This window comes from Aeromicrobium sp. CnD17-E (assembly GCF_024124745.1).
In the GTDB taxonomy this organism is placed as follows: Bacteria; Actinomycetota; Actinomycetes; order Propionibacteriales; family Nocardioidaceae; genus Aeromicrobium.
In genome coordinates, this window is the sequence record NZ_JAMXRU010000023.1 from 17,336 (window position 1) to 33,380 (window position 16,045).

At 72.5% G+C, this 16,045-nt stretch carries 19 protein-coding genes; 9 read left to right on the forward strand and 10 right to left on the reverse strand.

Annotation, left to right across the window (positions count from 1 at the left end):
* Nucleotides 1–70 precede the first annotated feature (70 nt).
* On the reverse strand, nt 71–970 hold the full coding sequence (locus NH339_RS06880; protein WP_253023798.1) for an alpha/beta fold hydrolase: 900 nt from the start codon (nt 968–970) through the stop codon (nt 71–73).
* Nucleotides 971–1,035: 65 nt separating this feature from the next.
* Here NH339_RS06880 and NH339_RS06885 point away from each other — a divergent pair, with 65 nt between their 5' ends.
* Complete coding sequence (locus NH339_RS06885; RefSeq protein ID WP_253023801.1) at nt 1,036–1,644, forward strand: GrpB family protein; 609 nt, start codon at nt 1,036–1,038, stop codon at nt 1,642–1,644.
* A 9-nt stretch (nt 1,645–1,653) separates the two neighbouring features.
* Here the strand turns inward: NH339_RS06885 and NH339_RS06890 are convergent, their stop codons facing one another.
* From NH339_RS06890 to NH339_RS06915, 6 genes are all read right to left on the reverse strand, one after another.
* Nucleotides 1,654–2,373 (reverse strand): class I SAM-dependent methyltransferase, encoded by a 720-nt coding sequence (locus NH339_RS06890; protein WP_253023803.1) that lies wholly within the window; start codon nt 2,371–2,373, stop codon nt 1,654–1,656.
* Between the two features lie 46 nt (nt 2,374–2,419).
* Nucleotides 2,420–3,427: a class II fructose-bisphosphatase gene (gene glpX / locus NH339_RS06895; protein ID WP_253023805.1), complete on the reverse strand. Its 1,008-nt coding sequence runs from the start codon at nt 3,425–3,427 to the stop codon at nt 2,420–2,422.
* 29 nt (nt 3,428–3,456) lie between these two features.
* The gene (locus NH339_RS06900; protein WP_253023807.1) at nt 3,457–4,512 is read right to left on the reverse strand and encodes a sulfate/molybdate ABC transporter ATP-binding protein; all 1,056 of its coding nucleotides are present in this window, start codon (nt 4,510–4,512) and stop codon (nt 3,457–3,459) included.
* Nucleotides 4,509–5,255, reverse strand: coding sequence for an ABC transporter permease (locus NH339_RS06905; protein WP_256475094.1), 747 nt, complete (start codon nt 5,253–5,255; stop codon nt 4,509–4,511). Before NH339_RS06905 ends, NH339_RS06900 begins: the two co-directional genes overlap by 4 nt.
* A 95-nt stretch (nt 5,256–5,350) precedes the next feature.
* Nucleotides 5,351–6,121, reverse strand: a complete 771-nt coding sequence (gene modA / locus NH339_RS06910) for a molybdate ABC transporter substrate-binding protein (RefSeq protein ID WP_253023809.1) — start codon at nt 6,119–6,121, stop codon at nt 5,351–5,353.
* Entirely contained in the window at nt 6,118–6,507 is a 390-nt protein-coding gene (locus NH339_RS06915; RefSeq protein ID WP_253023811.1) for a molybdopterin-binding protein, read from the reverse strand. The genes modA and NH339_RS06915 overlap by 4 nt, the downstream gene beginning before the upstream one ends.
* Nucleotides 6,508–6,587: 80 nt before the next feature.
* Between NH339_RS06915 and NH339_RS06920 the strand changes: the two genes are divergently transcribed.
* Nucleotides 6,588–7,118 (forward strand): DUF4245 domain-containing protein, encoded by a 531-nt coding sequence (locus NH339_RS06920; RefSeq protein ID WP_253023813.1) that lies wholly within the window; start codon nt 6,588–6,590, stop codon nt 7,116–7,118.
* Here the strand turns inward: NH339_RS06920 and NH339_RS06925 are convergent.
* Together NH339_RS06925 and xseA are read right to left on the reverse strand one after the other, a co-directional pair.
* Nucleotides 7,097–7,333, reverse strand: a complete 237-nt coding sequence (locus NH339_RS06925; protein ID WP_253023815.1) for an exodeoxyribonuclease VII small subunit — start codon at nt 7,331–7,333, stop codon at nt 7,097–7,099. The genes NH339_RS06920 and NH339_RS06925 overlap by 22 nt on opposite strands.
* Nucleotides 7,323–8,537, reverse strand: a complete 1,215-nt coding sequence (gene xseA, locus NH339_RS06930) for an exodeoxyribonuclease VII large subunit (protein ID WP_253023816.1) — start codon at nt 8,535–8,537, stop codon at nt 7,323–7,325. The genes NH339_RS06925 and xseA overlap by 11 nt, the downstream gene beginning before the upstream one ends.
* A 190-nt stretch (nt 8,538–8,727) precedes the next feature.
* On the opposite strand from xseA, the gene NH339_RS06935 reads away from it, so the two are divergent.
* The 7 genes from NH339_RS06935 (at nt 8,728) to NH339_RS06965 (ending at nt 14,475) form a co-directional block, all read left to right on the forward strand.
* Entirely contained in the window at nt 8,728–9,717 is a 990-nt protein-coding gene (locus tag NH339_RS06935; protein WP_253023817.1) for a 4-hydroxy-3-methylbut-2-enyl diphosphate reductase, read from the forward strand.
* 164 nt (nt 9,718–9,881) lie between these two features.
* On the forward strand, nt 9,882–10,220 hold the full coding sequence (locus NH339_RS06940) for a hypothetical protein (RefSeq protein ID WP_253023818.1): 339 nt from the start codon (nt 9,882–9,884) through the stop codon (nt 10,218–10,220).
* Nucleotides 10,221–10,228: 8 nt separating this feature from the next.
* On the forward strand, nt 10,229–10,909 hold the full coding sequence (locus tag NH339_RS06945) for a DUF5819 family protein (protein WP_253023819.1): 681 nt from the start codon (nt 10,229–10,231) through the stop codon (nt 10,907–10,909).
* Nucleotides 10,910–10,989: 80 nt separating this feature from the next.
* Nucleotides 10,990–11,877 carry an HTTM domain-containing protein gene (locus NH339_RS18825; protein WP_253023820.1) on the forward strand — a complete coding sequence of 296 codons (888 nt, stop codon included), beginning with the start codon at nt 10,990–10,992 and terminating at the stop codon, nt 11,875–11,877.
* A gap of 401 nt (nt 11,878–12,278) precedes the next feature.
* Nucleotides 12,279–13,121, forward strand: coding sequence for a serine hydrolase (locus NH339_RS06955; protein ID WP_253023821.1), 843 nt, complete (start codon nt 12,279–12,281; stop codon nt 13,119–13,121).
* Nucleotides 13,118–14,014, forward strand: a complete 897-nt coding sequence (locus tag NH339_RS06960) for a serine hydrolase (protein WP_253023822.1) — start codon at nt 13,118–13,120, stop codon at nt 14,012–14,014. Before NH339_RS06955 ends, NH339_RS06960 begins: the two co-directional genes overlap by 4 nt.
* The gene (locus NH339_RS06965; protein WP_253023823.1) at nt 14,011–14,475 is read left to right on the forward strand and encodes a hypothetical protein; all 465 of its coding nucleotides are present in this window, start codon (nt 14,011–14,013) and stop codon (nt 14,473–14,475) included. Before NH339_RS06960 ends, NH339_RS06965 begins: the two co-directional genes overlap by 4 nt.
* Nucleotides 14,476–14,502: 27 nt before the next feature.
* On the opposite strand, the gene ggt is transcribed toward NH339_RS06965, so the two are convergent.
* On the reverse strand, nt 14,503–16,045 hold a 1,543-nt coding region (gene ggt, locus NH339_RS06970), incomplete at its 5' end, for a gamma-glutamyltransferase (RefSeq protein ID WP_253023824.1).

Below are 16,045 nucleotides of genomic sequence, written 5' to 3' on the forward strand. Positions count from 1 at the left end.
TTCGGGACGTCATCGCCCGTTTCTTCGCCCGGAACGGGCGATGACGTTCCGAAACGGGGGGAAGGCGTGGTCAGGCGTGCTGGGCGCGCTCGACGGTGCGGACGATGGCCTCGACGATCTGGTCGTAGAGCTGGCTCGGCAGGTCGTGGGCCATGCCCTCGATCTCGACGTGCTCGGAGCCGCGCAGCGCTGCGGCCGTCGCCTTCCCGCCGGAGCGGTGGACCAGCGGGTCGCGCGTGCCGTGGATGACGGTGGCGGGGACGTCGAGCCTGGCGAGGTCGGCCGTGCGATCGGGCTGGGTCAGGATCGCCATCACCTGGCGCGTCACCCCGCTCGCCGACCAGCCGCGGTCATAGGTCTCGTAGGCGCGGTCACGCGCGAACTCGGGGTCGGTCGGGTAGTCCGGCGACGCGATCATCTGGGTGCCCCGCAGGGAGCGCTCCACGTACTCGTCGCGCGTGTGGCCGGCCTTGCTGAGCAGGGCGGGCAGCAGCTTGGGGTTCTGGTAGCCGACGGTGCGCCGGCCCGTCGTCGACATGATCGACACGAGCGAGCGCACCCGCTCGGGGTGCGCCACCGCCATCGTCTGGGCGATCATGCCGCCCATCGAGACGCCGACGACGTGCGCGGCGTCGATGTCGAGGTGGTCGAGCAGCCCGAAGGCGTCGTCGGCGAGGTCGCCGATCGTGTACGGCGGCGTGGTGAGGCCGACCAGCGCCTTCGCGAGGTCGATCCGGCTCACGCGGTGCTGGCGCAGCTTGGTGGAACGGCCGGTGTCGCGGTTGTCGTAGCGCACCACGAACAGGCCGCGGGCGACGAGCTGCTCGCAGAACGCCACGTCCCACCAGCCCATCGGGCCGCCGAGGCCCATGACCAGCAGCACGGGAGGGTCGGTGGGGTCGCCGAACGTCTCGTAGCAGAGGTCGATGCCCGACGGCAGGTGCGCGAACTGTTCTCCGGAGCCGGCCATGCAGGTGATGGTACGAGGAGTCGGGGGCTGGGGCAGGCCGGACGAGACCGGATACGGTCGTCGACATGGCCACGCCCGAGGAGATCGTGCGGTTCGACGACGTCGAGCCGCCGCCCGGTGCGTCGCCGTGGGTCGACGGGGCCGGACCCGGACGCGACGTCGTCGTGGTCGATCCCGACCCGGCCTGGACGGAGCAGGCGGCTTGGCTCGTCGACACCGTGGGGACGGCGCTCGGCCGGACCGCTGTGGGCGTCGAGCACGTCGGGTCGACGTCGGTGCCGGGCCTCGCGGCCAAGCCGCTGCTCGACCTGCTCCTCGTGGTGCCCGACCCTGACGACGAGGACGCCTACGTGCCGGCGCTCGAGGCGCAGGGCTTCCGGCTCGTCGTCCGTGAGCCCTGGTGGGAGGGCCACCGGCTGCTGCGCCACCACGACCCGCGCACGAACCTGCACGTCTTCCACGCGGACGGGGCGGAGGTCGCGCGCATGCGGATGTTCCGCGACTGGCTGCGCACCCACCCGGACGACCGTGACCTCTACGCCGACGCCAAGCGCTCCGCGTCGGCCGCGGCGCGCGACGCCGGCGAGCACGTCATGCAGTACAACGCCCGCAAGCAGGACGTGGTGCGTGCGATCCACGCCCGCATGTTCGCGGCGCTCGGGTACCCCGTCTGACGCCCGCGCTCAGGCAGGTCTGCGGAACAGCGCGGTGAGGAGGAACGCCTCGCCGAAGCGACCCGTGCTGCGCTGCTCGCGCATGGGGCGGACGTCGACGGGCTCGAGGTCGTCGAAGATCCACCGCAGGTCGTCGGCCGTGAACGCGATCCCGCCCTCGAGCCCGCCTCGCAGGTAGAGCTGCTCGTCGGGGGCGCCCGTGCCCATGAGGCCGTCGTGGAAGCACACGACGCCGAACCAGCCACCGGGTGCGAGCACGCGGTCGAGCAGGCGACGGTACGCGACGCGCCGGTGCGGCGGCAGGTGGTGCAGGCAGCCCGAGTCGTACACGAGGTCGTAGGGCCCGGCGAGGTCCTCGCCGACGTCGCCGAACGCGTCGCCCACGTGGTACCGCGGCGCCGCGTCGGCGTGGGCGTCCTGCTCCCGGGCCCATCCGACCGCGGTCGCCGAGAGGTCGACGGCATCGACCTCGGCCCCGACGGAGGTCAGGTAGCGGCTATTGCGGCCCGTTCCGCAGCCGAGGTCGAGGGCGCGTCGGGGCCGCACCTCGCCCGACTCGACCCAGGCCGCCAGGTTCTCGTCAGGGGCGTCGACGAAGAACGGGACGGGACGGGACCGGTCGGTGTAGAAGTCGTCCCACCAGGCCGCGCCGGCGCCGTCGGTCCAGCGGTCGGCGGTCGACGTGAACAGGTCGTCCATGAGCGCGAGCACGTCGTCGACGCTGCGCACGTGCCGTGACCGTGGTCGTTCCTGCACCTCGTCCCCCGACGTCGGCTCAGCGCTCGTAGTCGATGGCCGAGTAGGCCTTGAGCTTCGTCAGCTGGTGCTCGCTCGTGATCTTGCGGATCGTGCCGCTGCGCGAGCGCATCACGAGCGACTCGGTGAACGCCTTGCCCTTGGCGTAGCGGACCCCGTCGAGCAGCTCGCCGTCGGTGATGCCGGTGGCGACGAAGAAGCAGTCGTCGGCGACGACGAGGTCGTCGGTGAGCAGCACCCGGTCGAGGTCGTGCCCGGCGTCGATCGCGCGCTGGCGCTCGTGGTCGTCGGTGGGCGCGAGCCGACCCTGGATGACACCGCCGATCGCCTTGATGGCGCAGGCCGTGATGATCCCCTCGGGCGTGCCGCCCGTGCCGACGAGCAGGTCGACGCCGGTGTCGGGGCGGGCCGCGACGATGGCACCGGCCACGTCGCCGTCGCTGATGAACTTGATGCGTGCACCTGCGTCGCGGATCTCCTGCACCAGGGCGGCGTGGCGGGGTCGGTCGAGCACGCAGACGGTGACGTCGCTGTTGCTGATGCCCTTCGCCTTGGCGACGAGGGCGATGTTCTTGGACACCGGGAGGCGGATGTCGACCTGGTCGGCGGCCTCCGGGCCGGCCACCAGCTTCTCCATGTAGAAGACGGCCGAGGGGTCGTACATCGACCCGCGGGGCGCGACGGCCATGACCGAGATCGCGTTGGGCATGCCCTTGGCGCACAGGGTCGTGCCGTCGATCGGGTCGACCGCGACGTCGCACTCGGCGCCGGAGCCGTCGCCGACCTGCTCGCCGTTGAACAGCATGGGCGCCTCGTCCTTCTCGCCCTCGCCGATGACGACGACGCCGTCCATCGTGACGGTGTTGATGAGGCTCCGCATCGCGTTGACGGCGACGCCGTCGGCGCCGTTCTTGTCGCCGCGCCCGACCCAGCGACCGGCGGCCATGGCACCGGCCTCCGTGACGCGGACGAGGTCCAGGGCGAGGTTGCGGTCCGGGGCTTGGGCGGCGGGCTGCAGGCTTTCCACGCTCCGCACCCTACCGGCGTCGGCGCCGGTCAGAGGCCGTGCACCTGCACTTCGCTCGCCTTGACCACCAGGTGGACACGTCGCCCGGGCTCCAGGAGCAGGTCGGCGACGGCGTCGACCGTGACGTCGGCGCTCACGACGTCGGTCCGGACGAGGGCCCGGCGACCGCGTGGCTCGACGGCCGTGACCGTGGCGGGCCAGACGTTGCGAGGGCTGCCGGCGGGCGCCTCCAGGTGCACGGCGACGGCGGCCGGGTCGAGCACGGCGACCGCGGGGACCCCGGCGGGGGGCGTGGTGCCGGAGGCGTGGACGACGAGCCCCTCGGGCGTGTGCAGACCCGGCGCCGTCGCCGTGCCCCGCAGCAGGTTGAGCCCCGCGAGCTCGGCCGCGAACACGCTGCGCGGCTGCTCGAGCACGCGCTGGGTGGGGCCCACGTCGACGACGCGGCCGTGCTCGACGACGGCCAGCGTGTCGGTGAGCAGCAGGGCGTCCAGCACGTCGTGGGTGACCAGCACGGCGGTGCGGCCGGCGTCGCGACGTCGGCGCAGCACCTGTGCGAGGGTCGTGCGCAGCTGCGGCACGACGGCGGCGTCGAGCGCGGCCATCGGCTCGTCGAGCAGCAGCACGCCAGGGTCGGGGGCGAGGGCGCGCGCGAGTGCGACGCGGGCCGCCTGCCCGCCCGAGAGGGTGCCGGGCCGCCGGTCGGCGAGATCGGTGCACCCGAGCTCGGCCAACCGGTCGCGGGCGATCCTCTCCGCCTCGCCGCGCGAGGCCCCCCGGCTGCGTGGTCCGAAGGCGACGTTCGCGACGACGTCGAGGTGGGGGAACAGCAGCGGCTCCTGGGCCAGCAACCCGACCCCGCGCACGTGCGGCGGTGTCCACCGGCCCGTCGCGGTGTCCACGAGCACCTGGTCGTCGACCTCCAGGCGCGCGTGAGGGGGTCGCAGCGTCCCGGCGAGCGCCGCGAGCACGGTCGACTTGCCCGCGCCGTTGGGCCCGACCAGCCCCAGCGTGCTGCCTGCGGCGACGTCGAGCGCGAGGTCGACGTCGCGTTCCGGCACCTGGAGGCGCAGCGCGATGCTCACGAGCGACCCTCCCGGCCGCGCACGAGCACGATGACGAGCACGGCCACCACGACGAGCAGCAGGGAGAGCGCGACGGCGGCGTCGGGGTCCGTCTCGCGCTGCAGGTAGATCTCGAGCGGCAGCGTCCGCGTGACCCCCTGCAGGCTGCCCGCGAAGGTGATGGTGGCACCGAACTCCCCGAGTGCCCGCGCGAACGCGAGGACCGCGCCGGACACCAGTCCGGGCAGGACGAGCGGCAGGCTGACTCGGCGCAGCACGGTCGAGGGCCGCGCCCCGAGCGTGGCGGCGACGGTCTCGTAGCGGTGCCCGGCGGTGCGGAGGCTGCCCTCGAGGCTGATGACCAGGAAGGGCAGCGCCACGAACGTCTGGGCGAGGACCACGGCCGTGGTCGAGAAGGCCACCTGCACGCCGACCACCTCGAGGCTCGAGCCGAGCAGTCCGCGGCGCCCGAAGGTCGCGAGCAGGGCGATGCCGCCGACCACGGGTGGCAGGACGAGGGGCAGCAGGACGAACGCGCGCAGCAGGGCCTGGCCCGGGAACCGGGTGCGGGCGAGCACGAACGCCATGGGCACGCCCAGCAGCACGCACAGCACGGTGGACGCTGCGGCGGTGCGCAGGCTGAGCCAGAGCGCCGCGCGCGACGACTCCGACGTCAGCAGCGCCGGGAGGTCCGACCAGTCGACGCGGGTGAGCAGCGCGACGACGGGCACGACCACGAGCGCGGCACCGAGCGCCGCGGGCAGCCAGACCCACCGGGGGAGGTCCCCGGCCGTGCGCTGGGTGCGTCGGGTCCTCGTCCCCTGCGGCACCTCGGGTGCGAGCGGCGCGCCCCGAGGGCTCACGGTCGGGCGAAGCCGGCGGCGCGCAGCACCTTCTGGCCCTGCGAGCCGGTGACCAGCTCGACCCAGTCGCGGGCCAGGCCGGGCTGCTTGGCGTCCGAGAGCACCGCGATCGGATAGGTGTTGACGACCTGCGAGGCCTGCGGCACCTCGACGGTGCGGACGCTGTTGCCGGCACCCTTCGCGTCGGTCACGTAGACGAGTCCGGCGTCGGCCTCGCCTGACGTCACCTTCGTGAGCACGTCCGTGACGGACTGCTCCTCGCTGTCGGGCGCGAGGGTGACGCCGGCGGCGGTGGCGAGCTTCTGCGCGGCACTGCCGCAGGGCACCTGCGGTGCGCAGACCACGACGTCGAGGTCGGGGTCCGCGAGGTCGTCGAGGGACGTGACGTCGCCCGGGTTGTCGGGAGGCGTGACGATGACGAGCGTGTTGGACGCGAAGTCCTGGGGGTCGCCGGACACCAGGTCGTCACCCACGAGCGTGTCCATGTTCTTCTCGTCGGCGGAGGCGAAGACGTCCGCGGGCGCCCCCTCGCTGATCTGTGAGACGAGGTCGGAGGAGCCGCCGAAGCTCAGCTGCACGGTGACGCCCTCGTTCGCGGCCTCGAACTCCTTCGCCAGCTCGGTGAAGGTGCCCTTCAGCGACGCGGCGGCGTAGACGACGAGCGTGCTGTCGACGTCGGCCCGCGGGTCGACGGCGTCGTCGTTGCCGCACGCGGCGAGGGGGAGCAGCAGAGCGGCGGCGGCCGCGGCGGTCGCAAGCTTCTTCATGACGAGACCTCCAGGGAGACGTTCGTGGACTTGACGGTCGCCCAGGCGACGCTGCCGGGCTCGAGCCCGAGCGCGTCGACGGACTCCCGGCTGACGAGGGAGACGACGCGGTACGGACCGCAGACCAGCTCGACCTGCGCCATCACGGTGTCGCTGGTGATGCGGGTGACGATCCCGCGCAGCTGGTTGCGGGCGCTGATGTGCTCCGGCCCGTGGTCGGGCGTGGCCGCGTGCTCCGCCGCGAGGCGCGCGAGCTCGGTGCCCTCGATGCCCGCCCGGCCGTCGACGTCGACCGGGCTGAACCGGCCCTGCTGCTGCCAGCGACGTAGGGTGTCATCGCTGACGCCGATCAATGCTGCGGCGTCGGAGAGCTTGTGCACGACCATGCTGCGGAGCGTAGCCGCACTCGCGGCGGTGTGCCGACGAACGGGCCGCGTCTGCGGCGAGATTACATCCTGGAGGACGCATGGCCGGCTCGAGCCGCGGCAACCCGAAGCTCGGCGACATCATCCGGTCGGTCGGCGTGCTCGGTGTCGGCCTGCTCGTCGTCTGGGGGGTGGCGCACCTCTTCTACGGCAACGCCCCGAAGGAGCCGCGGGTGCCGGCCGTCGACTACGCGGCGGTGCTGCCCGGGGCAGAGCGTGAGACGGGCGCCGACCTGCTGGCGCCCACGTCGCTACCCGAGGGCTGGAAGGTCACCTCGTCGCGGGTGCGCGAGAAGGTGTGGAGCCTCGGCACGCTCACCGACGACCAGCGGTTCATCGGTATCCAGCAGGCCCCGGGGGCCGAGGAGGCCACGGTCGAGGAGCTGGTGCCGGGCAGCGAGCGCGTCGACGAGGTCGAGATCGGCGACCAGACGTGGACGCGTTGGTCGTCGCCGGACGACGAGACCACGTACTCGCGCGTGGTCCCGGGACCGCGGGAGGACACGACGGCGGTCGTGACGAGCGACGTCGACCGGACGACGCTCGAATGCTACGTCGCGTCGCTGTCCTGAGCCTCGTCGTCGCCTCGGGCGGCCCGGTCGAGACGTTCACGCGCGCCGTCGAGCCAGCGTTGGCACACCGTGGCGAGCTGCTCGCCGCGCTCCCAGAGGGCGAGCGACTCCTCGAGACCGACGCCGCCGGTCTCGAGCCGCTGCACGACGGACACCAGCTCCTCGCGGGCCTGCTCGTAGGAGAGGTCGGGGGCGGGGTCGGGCTCAGTCGGCATGCGGGGTCTCCTCGGTGCGGTCGGTCGTGACGTGGGCGCTGCCGTCGGCGAGGCGCACCACGAAGGCGGCGGGCACGTCGGCCACGGAGGTCAGCACGTGCCCGTCGGGGGTCTGCGCGACCGCGTAGCCGCGCTCGAGGGTGGCGAGCGGCGACAGCGCCCGCACGCGCGCCAGGTGGTGCCCGACGGCGTCGTGCTCGCGGTCGAGCCGGTGCCGCAGGGCGCGGTCGGCGCGCTCGCGCAGGTGGGTGAGGGCGTCGTGCTGCGTGTCCACGAGCACGTGCGGCGCGGCGAGGACGGGGCGTGAGCGCAGCTGCGCCAGTCCGTGCGCCTCGCGCTCGACGAAGGTCGTGACGGCGCGGCGCAGTCGGGAGCGCGCGTGGGCGATCCGGTCCTGCTCCTCGGCGGCGTCGGGGACCACGCGCTTGGCGGCGTCGGTGGGGGTGGAGGCGCGGACGTCGGCGACGAGGTCGAGCAGGGGCGTGTCCTGCTCGTGCCCGATGGCGCTGACCACGGGCACCCGGCAGGCGTGCACCGCGCGCACGAGCGACTCGTCGGAGAAGGGCAGGAGATCCTCCAGCGATCCTCCGCCGCGGGCGACGACGAGCACGTCGACCTGCGGAGCGAGCTCCTGCACGGCGGCCACGACGTCGCGCGCCGAGCCGGCTCCCTGCATGAGCGCGTGCCGGACGACGAACCGGACGCCCGGCCACCGCAGGCGGGCGTTCTCGAGCACGTCGCGCTCGGCGGCCGAGGCGCGTCCGGTGACCAGCCCGACGGTGCCGGGCAGGAACGGCAGCGGCTTCTTGAGCCGGGCGTCGAAGAGCCCCTCGGCCGCGAGCAGCTGTTTGCGTCGTTCGAGCTGGGCGAGCAGCTCGCCCTCGCCGGCAGGACGGATCTCCCGCACCTGCAGGGTGAGCGAGCCGTTCGGCTCGTAGAACTCCGGCCGGGCGTGGACCACCACGCGCGCGCCCTCGGTGACGGGCGCGGCCGACGCGTCGAGGACGGACACGTGGCAGGTGGCGCGGATCGAGAGGGTGGCCCGCAGGTCGCGGAGCACGAGGAAGCAGACGCCGGGACGTCGGGTCAGCTGCGCCACCTCGGCCTCGACCCAGATCGCCCCCAGCCGCCCCACCCACTGCCCGATCAGCGTCGACACCTGCCGCAGGGGCGCGGGGGAGTCCGCCGTCGTGTCGAGCGCCATGCGCCTCAGCCTAGGAGGTGGGAGATTCCCAGGTCGCCCTGGGAATCTCCCGCCGGGCACGGTTTCCTCAGCGAAGCACGGAATGCTCTCCGTGCTCCGTTGAGATTCCCGTGCCTCGACCGGGCGGTCGGCGGCTGGCGGGGTCGCGCCGACGGGCTCGCGGTCTGTCGGCGGTCGGTACGATGCACCTATGACGACCCACGTGGACCTCGGCATGCCCCCCGTCGGCGGGAGCGTGCTCCTCGCCGACCCGCGCGGCTACTGCGCCGGCGTCGACCGCGCGGTCATCACCGTCGAGAAGGCGCTCGACCTCTACGGGGCGCCGGTGTACGTCCGCAAGCAGATCGTGCACAACAAGCACGTCGTCAACACGCTGGCCGAGCGCGGAGCCGTGTTCGTCGAGGAGCTCGACGAGGTGCCCGAGGGTGCGACGGTCGTGTTCTCCGCCCACGGTGTCTCGCCGATGGTGCACGAGCAGGCCGCCGAGCGTGGCCTGAAGACGATCGACGCCACGTGCCCACTCGTCACCAAGGTCCACCACGAGGCCCGCCGTTTCGCCGCCGAGGACTACCGCATCCTGCTCATCGGACACGCGGGCCACGAGGAGGTCGAGGGCACTGCGGGCGAGGCGCCCGAGCACATCACCCTCGTCGAGAGCCCGGACGACGTCGACGCCCTCGAGTTCCCCGAGGGCACCCGGCTGTCGTGGCTCTCGCAGACCACCCTGAGCGTCGACGAGACGATGGAGACCGTCCGCCGGCTGCGCGAGAAGTTCCCGCAGCTGGAGGACCCGCCGTCCGACGACATCTGCTACGCCACCCAGAACCGTCAGGTCGCGGTCAAGGAGATCGCGAAGGACGCCGACCTGGTCATCGTCGTCGGTTCCTCGAACTCCTCGAACTCGGTGCGCCTGGTCGAGGTCGCGCTCGAGGCGGGCGCGTCGGCGTCCTACCGCATCGACGACGTCAGCGAGCTCCAGGAGGAGTGGCTCGACGGCGTCGAGACCGTCGGCGTGACGTCCGGTGCCTCGGTGCCCGACGACCTCGTCCAGGACGTCCTCACCTACCTCGCCGAGCACGGCCACCCCGACGCCGCCGCCGTGCGCACCGCCGACGAGACCCTCACCTTCGCCCTCCCGCCCGAGCTGCGCCGCGACATGAAGGCTGCCGGCCAGGTCTGAGAAGGGCAGACGGCGCGATCTGCGAGAGGCGCGAAGCAGGCGAACCTGCCGGCGCGTCCCGCAAGTGGGTGTGACGTGCAACTTTCCTTGAGGAGTTCTGGAAGTCTCGCTAGTTTCTCTCCCCAGCGGGTCCTGGAGTGGGGCCCTGGACGAGGGGGAGAAAGATGAAGAAGAGGATCGTCGTGACGGCCGCTGCTGCCGCCACTGTCGTAGCGGGCGCCACCTTCGGGTCGGCAGCCACCGCCGACTCCGAGGTGATCGCGTCGCCCTACGTGGCCGCAGTCGAGGCCCAGCCGGACGACGTCGTGGAGGCTCGGCCGCAGGCCATCCCTGGCATCGTCGCCGCGGCAACCGCCGCTGGTCGGGGCTTTACCGCGGCGCAGGCTCCGCGCTACGCCGGCGAGGTGGCGCGCGCTGCCAGCTTCATCCAGGGAGTCCTGGGCGGAAGCAGCTACGCCAGGACGTCGGCGCCGGGCACGTCCGTCGACGTCATCTTCGACTGACGTCTCGCGTGGACGTCCAGGAGGACGGCGCGGCCCCGTTGACGGCGCGATCGCGCCTGACGCGGGGCCTCGCGCTCGCTACGGTCGTCGTGGCGGGCTTCGTGTACTTCGCAAGCGCCGTCCTGACGACTGCGCCCATCACCCCCCTCACACTCGTGCACGGTGAGCGCGCGAACCAGGTGCTGAGTCCATATGTCTCGCAGAACTGGCAGCTGTTCGCGCCCGACCCGATCAGCGAGGACCGCGGCATCGCCGCACAAGTGCGGTGCGCCGACGGAGCCGAGTCACCCTTCGTCGACGTCACGACCCCGACGGTGGAGGCGGTGCACCGTAGCCGCTTCTTCCCATCCCGGATGTCGCGTGTGGTCAGCAACGGCATCATGCACGTCTTCCTGCAGGACCCTTTCCTCCTGCGGTTCCGCGAGGACGCACCCGACAGCGACGCTCCGGAAGCGCTGCCACGTGCCGAGCAGCTCTCGCCGCAGGAGCGCGAGAGCCGTGCGCGGGGCGAGCGGACTCTGCACCGCTTCGCCGCATGGGCATTGGCCGACCGCTGTGCCGAGGCCGGCGAAGTTTCGCAGGTCCGCCTGAGGTACGTGATCCACCGCTTTCCGCGGTGGTCCGAGCGGGACCGGTGGAGTGAGACAGGCGACGTCGACGTACTGGAGACCGCATGGGCGCGCCTCTGATCTCGGCCACGGATCGCATCCTGCAGTCGGTCGGTGACCGGCCCCGGGCGCTCGTGGGGTTGGCCGCCGCTCGGATCGGCGTGGGCGTCGCCCAGCTGTCGCTCTTCCTGTCCGACTACGGAGACCGGCGCGTGTTGTTCGGCGCGGAGTCGTTCTACCCGCGTGAGGACGTCGGTCACGCAGGCGGCTTCAACCTGTTCGTAGCGCTCGGTGACGGGTCGGTCGCCTTCGAGCTCCTCTATCACCTCGGGATCGTGCTCTGCGTAGCGATGGTCGTCGGTGTCGGCGGTCGGCTCGTGATCGCTGGAGCGTGGGCGGTCTGTTGGACGATGTGGGGGGCCAATCCGTTCCTCATCGACGGCGGCGACAACCTGTCGATGATCGTCATGCCGTTGCTGGCCGTCAGCCGGTGCACGGACCGGCTGTCCGTGCGCAGCAACTGGCCGCCGATCGCGCGGGTCCGGCGGGTCGGTCACACGTGGTGGGCGACCATGCTCAGCAACGCCGCGGCTCTGGCGATCGCACTGCAGATCTGTCTCGTCTACCTGATGAGCGGGCTGTACAAGGCCCAGGGTGACATGTGGATCGACGGCACGGCGCTCTACTACGTGATGCGTACGCCGGAGTACTTCCACCCGGCCCTGTCGCCGCTGGTGCTTGAGCATGACCACGTCGTCGTCCTCGGCACCTACGGAGCCATGCTGGCGCTCATCGGGTTCCCGTTCCTGGTCGTCTCCAGGTCGGTGCGGCCGTGGGCCGTCTTGATGATGGTGACGTTCCACCTCTCGATCGCGCTGTTCATGGGTCTGACGAGCTTTGCGCTGGTGATGATCGCCTGCGACACGATCTTCGTGTCCTCCCACCTGGAACGGTTCGTGGCCTGGCTGCGCGGCCGGGGCGGAGCTGGGGCGGACGACGGGCCGCGGTCCGAGGACGGGCGGCCATCGGCTGTGGAGATCGACGCATGAGGACGTCGCTGGTGCTGGCGGTCGCCACCGTCCTGGTGCTTGCGGGCTGCTCCGAGAGCCCGGACCCGGCACCGCGCCCTGGCGCTAGCGCGTCGAGTGCAGCGAGGTGGCTCGTCGACGGTCTCAACGGCGAGGGGCTCTCCACTGCCGACCGGCGGTACTTCTCCAGTGCGTTGTCCGACGGGGCTCAGTGGCCGGAGGTGACCCGTGCGGTCCGGGCCGTCGTCGACGACGGTCCGTGGGAGGTCGTCGACGAGGAGACGAAGGGACCGGTGGCTCGCCGAGTGCTGCGATCGAGCGCCGGCCGGACGCTCCTGCTACACCTCGAGCGAGGCGAAGGAGGAGCGATCGACGTGCTCTGGTTCGGTCCAGCGGTCGACCGCAGTGTCGCCGCGGCCGACGTGCAGGACGTCCGTCGTGTGTCTTCCACGCTGCCCGTGCGGTGGTCCGCAGCCGCGCTGCGGGTCGGCGAGGACCGGGCTGAGGTCGTCGGCGCGTCGCCGGAGGACCTGTTGCCCATGGCCTCGGTGGCCAAGGTGGTGGTCGCAGCGGGCGTGGCTCGCGGGATCGACGATGGTCGCCTGTCGCCGCGACAGGCGGTGCGCGTGGGAGCCCGCGACCAGTCGGCCCCCGTCACTGCCCGCACGCCTGCCGCCGGTGAGCGCCGCACGATCGACGAACTGGTCGCCCTGATGCTGCAGACCAGCGACAACACCGCGACGGACGCCCTGCTCCGCGTCGTCGGTCCGGACGGCGTGACGGCGGCCTGGGAGGAAGCCACCGGGCGCCGCTGGTCCGGCCCGTTCCTCTCGACGAAGCAGGTGTTGCAGGCGGGATGGGGCGCCGAACCCCTGCCCGCTGGTGCGGATCTCGGGGACGCGGAGACTCGTGAGGTGCTGAGGCGGGTCGCCGCGGCGACGGTCGACGTCGATCCGCGCGCCGTGACGACGCCCCGATGGCAGGACGGCCTGGACTGGACGGCGCGGTCCACCGACATCGCTGCCCTGGGCGCATGGTTGCTGGAGCATCGCGGGTTGTTCGGCCCGCAGGCCCGCGCCGTCCTAGACGACGACTTCACGAAGCCGGGCGGGGCGCCCGGCGTCGTCGCGGAGCTGCGGTGGACGTTCGACGACAGCGGTGCCACCGTCGCGGTGGCCCAGTTCGCCGGTCGCACGACCAGCGACGTCGGCGACGCGGAGGGGCTCCTCATGCTCGCCGATCGGACCCTGGAGGTGGAGCGATGAGCCTCCGGACGAGCGTCGCGGCCCTTCTGCTGACCAAGGACGGGGAGCGGCGCGAAGGCTCGGGCTGGCACCGGCCGGGGCAGCCGGTCCGGTGGGGCTCGGTGTCGAAGATCCTGACGGCCGGGCTGGCCCACGCGATGGTCGAGCGCGGCACGTGGAGGTGGGACACGACGGTCGAGGAGGTGCTCGACTCGACGTCGCCGATCACCGTGGCCGAGCTCGTCCGGCACCGGTCGGGGCTGCCGCGCACTGCCCCAGGTCAGCGCCGCGAGCTCCTCGATCCTTACCGGCGGTGGACGCGAGAGCGCTTCGACCACGACGTGCTGCCCGAGCTCGACGCGCTCGTCGACCAGCACCGTCGGGTGGTGGGCGAGTACTCCAACCTCGGCTACGCGGTGCTGACGCGGATGCTGGAGGAGGTCGGCGGGCCGTGGATCGAGCAGGTGCGGAGCACGCTCGTCGAGCCGGCCGGTCTCGACCCGAGCGCGTTCGACATCGCCCGGAGGACCGGCGAGCGTGACGACGTCGTCGAGGCGCTGAGCATCTGGGGCCGCCCCCTCGACGAGTGGGTCATCGGCGACGGCCCGTTCGTCGGGGCGGCGGGTCTCGTGGCCACCCTCGACGACATGGCGGCGCTCGTGCGGGCCTCGGCCGACGGCGGCCTGCTCGATCCCTCTCGGCAGCCCCACGCCTGGCGGGTGGACGACGGCCTGGCCGTCCACCACGGCGCTCTCATGCGCTGCGGGGCGGTGGTGGCGTGGCGTCCCGCCACAGGGATCGTGGGGGTGGCCAGCGCCGTCGGCGGACGGGCGGCCTTCGCCGATCGACGGGCCGCGGACGTGCTGGACCAGCTGGCGTCCGCAGCGGCGCCTGAGGAGGGGGAGATGTCATGAGCGAGCACCGCATGGCCTGGCTGGTGACCACCGACGACGCGGTGGCGGTCGGCGACCCGTGGCGCGATCACCTGATGCTCACGACCGAGGGGCTCGTGCACCGACGGCTCGACGTCGATGCCGAGGCGATGGTCGACGAGGCGACGTGGTCGTGGGCCGACGTCACCGACCTGCTCGTGTCCGCGCCGACGAGTCGCACGTCGAAGCCCGGACTCTGGGCCTTTCTCAGGGCTGCGGCAGCCGAGGCCACAGGCTGGGGCAGCACCCTGGCGTCGGTCGAGGTGGCGGCACGCATCGTCCATGCCGACGGCACCGATGCGCTGCTGCTCCTCGACGGCCACACCGGGAGCGGGTACCCCGCCGAGGACCAGGAGGAGGCGCGCACCATGCTGCGGCGCGTGCTGGAGGACCCCGGCACCATCCCGCAGATTCGGAACCTCATCGCCCATTCTGACTCGTGAGATGGGCGATGAGGTTCCAGAACGTGGCTATCGGCGGTCGGGTCGCACCACCAGGGCGGTGCCGCCACCGCGACGTTGCGGCTCGGCGACGGCGGTGAGGCGGCCGCGGCGGTCCTGCTCGATCGCGGCCACCGCACCGATCTCCGCCTGCGACGTGAACGCGTCTCCCGACGGCGTCAGCTGCTGGCCGAAGGGGGCGAGCAGGCCGCCGTACTGCTCGATGAAGGCCGGCTCGGCCGGCGTGACGGCTGCGTTGCGCTGCGAGGCGCGCGGCGCGGCGACCGCCTGCGGCAGCGTCATGCCGAGGTCGATGCGGTTGAGCAGCACCTGCAGGACCGTCGTGATGATGGTGGCGCCACCGGGCGAGCCGACCACGTACTTCACCCGGCCGCGGTCGAGCACGATCGTCGGCGACATCGACGAGCGGGGTCGCTTGCCCGGCTCGATCCGGTTCGGGTCCTTCGGGTCGTAGACGGCCGTGAAGTCGGTGAGCTCGTTGTTGAGCAGGAACCCGCGCCCGGGCACCGTGATCGCCGAGCCACCGGTCTGCTCGATGGTGAGTGTGTAGGAGGCGGCGTTGCCCCAGCGGTCGACGACCGAGAGGTGGGTCGTGGAGATGTTCTCGGTGTCCGGCTTCTCCTCCGCGGCCCGGGTTTTGCAGGGGCCGCCGTCGAGCGCGCCCGCCGCCACCGGCCGCTGCGACGCCTGCGTGGGGTCGATGGTGCAGGCTCGTGAGTCGGCGAAGCGCTGGCTGAGCAGGGTGCGGACGGGGACGTCGGGGACGTCGCCCACGTACGCCGCGCGGTCGGCGAACGCCCGTGCCGACGCCTCGAGGAACAGGTGCAGCGACGAGCCGAGGCGGGCGCCCCCGCCCAGGCGGTAGCCCTCGAGGATGTTCAGCGCCTCGCCGACCGCGATGCCGCCCGACGACGACGGAGCCATGCCGTACACGTCGAGACCGCGGTACCGCGCGCGGGTCGGTGCCTGGCGGTCGACCCGGTAGGTGGCGAGGTCACGCTCGGTCATGGAGCCGGGCGGGGCCGGCAGGTCGGACGCGGGGTCCTTCGGCGGCGCCTGGACCGTGCGCGCGACGTCGCGGGCGACGGACCCGGTGTAGAAGGCGCGCGGCCCCTTCGCCGCGATCAGCGACAGCGTGCGGGCCAGCTCTGGGTTGCGGAAGGTGCTGCCGACCTGGGGCGCGTCGCCGCCGGGCAGGAACAGCCGGGCGGTGTCGGGGAAGGCCGCGAACCTGTCCTTGTTGTCGAGCGTCTGGCTGCGGAACGTCCGGTCGACCGTGAACCCGCGCTCGGCGAGCTTGATGGACGGGGCGAGGGCCTGGCGCAGCGACCAGCGACCGTGGTCGCGCAGGGCCGCCTCCCAGGTGGCCGGCGTCCCCGGGACGCCGACCGCGACGCCGGACGAGACGAGCTCGGGCGTGAACCGGTACGGCTTGCCGGTGGACGGGTCGATGAACGCGTCGCGCGTGATGCCGGCGGGTGCGGTCTCGCGACCGTCGATGGTGCTGACCTTCCCGCGCTTCGCGTCGTAGTAGACGAAGTAGCCGCCCCCG

Coding starts and splice junctions, on each gene's coding strand:
- modA (WP_253023809.1), bottom strand. CDS start 6,121: ATGAAGAAGCTTGCGACCGCCGCGGCCGCCGCCGCTCTGCTGCTCCCC.
- NH339_RS06880 (WP_253023798.1), bottom strand. CDS start 970: ATGGCCGGCTCCGGAGAACAGTTCGCGCACCTGCCGTCGGGCATCGAC.
- NH339_RS06935 (WP_253023817.1), top strand. CDS start 8,728: ATGACGACCCACGTGGACCTCGGCATGCCCCCCGTCGGCGGGAGCGTG.
- NH339_RS06960 (WP_253023822.1), top strand. CDS start 13,118: ATGAGCCTCCGGACGAGCGTCGCGGCCCTTCTGCTGACCAAGGACGGG.
- NH339_RS06920 (WP_253023813.1), top strand. CDS start 6,588: ATGGCCGGCTCGAGCCGCGGCAACCCGAAGCTCGGCGACATCATCCGG.
- NH339_RS06885 (WP_253023801.1), top strand. CDS start 1,036: ATGGCCACGCCCGAGGAGATCGTGCGGTTCGACGACGTCGAGCCGCCG.
- xseA (WP_253023816.1), bottom strand. CDS start 8,537: ATGGCGCTCGACACGACGGCGGACTCCCCCGCGCCCCTGCGGCAGGTG.
- NH339_RS06940 (WP_253023818.1), top strand. CDS start 9,882: ATGAAGAAGAGGATCGTCGTGACGGCCGCTGCTGCCGCCACTGTCGTA.
- NH339_RS06925 (WP_253023815.1), bottom strand. CDS start 7,333: ATGCCGACTGAGCCCGACCCCGCCCCCGACCTCTCCTACGAGCAGGCC.
- NH339_RS06965 (WP_253023823.1), top strand. CDS start 14,011: ATGAGCGAGCACCGCATGGCCTGGCTGGTGACCACCGACGACGCGGTG.
- NH339_RS06915 (WP_253023811.1), bottom strand. CDS start 6,507: ATGGTCGTGCACAAGCTCTCCGACGCCGCAGCATTGATCGGCGTCAGC.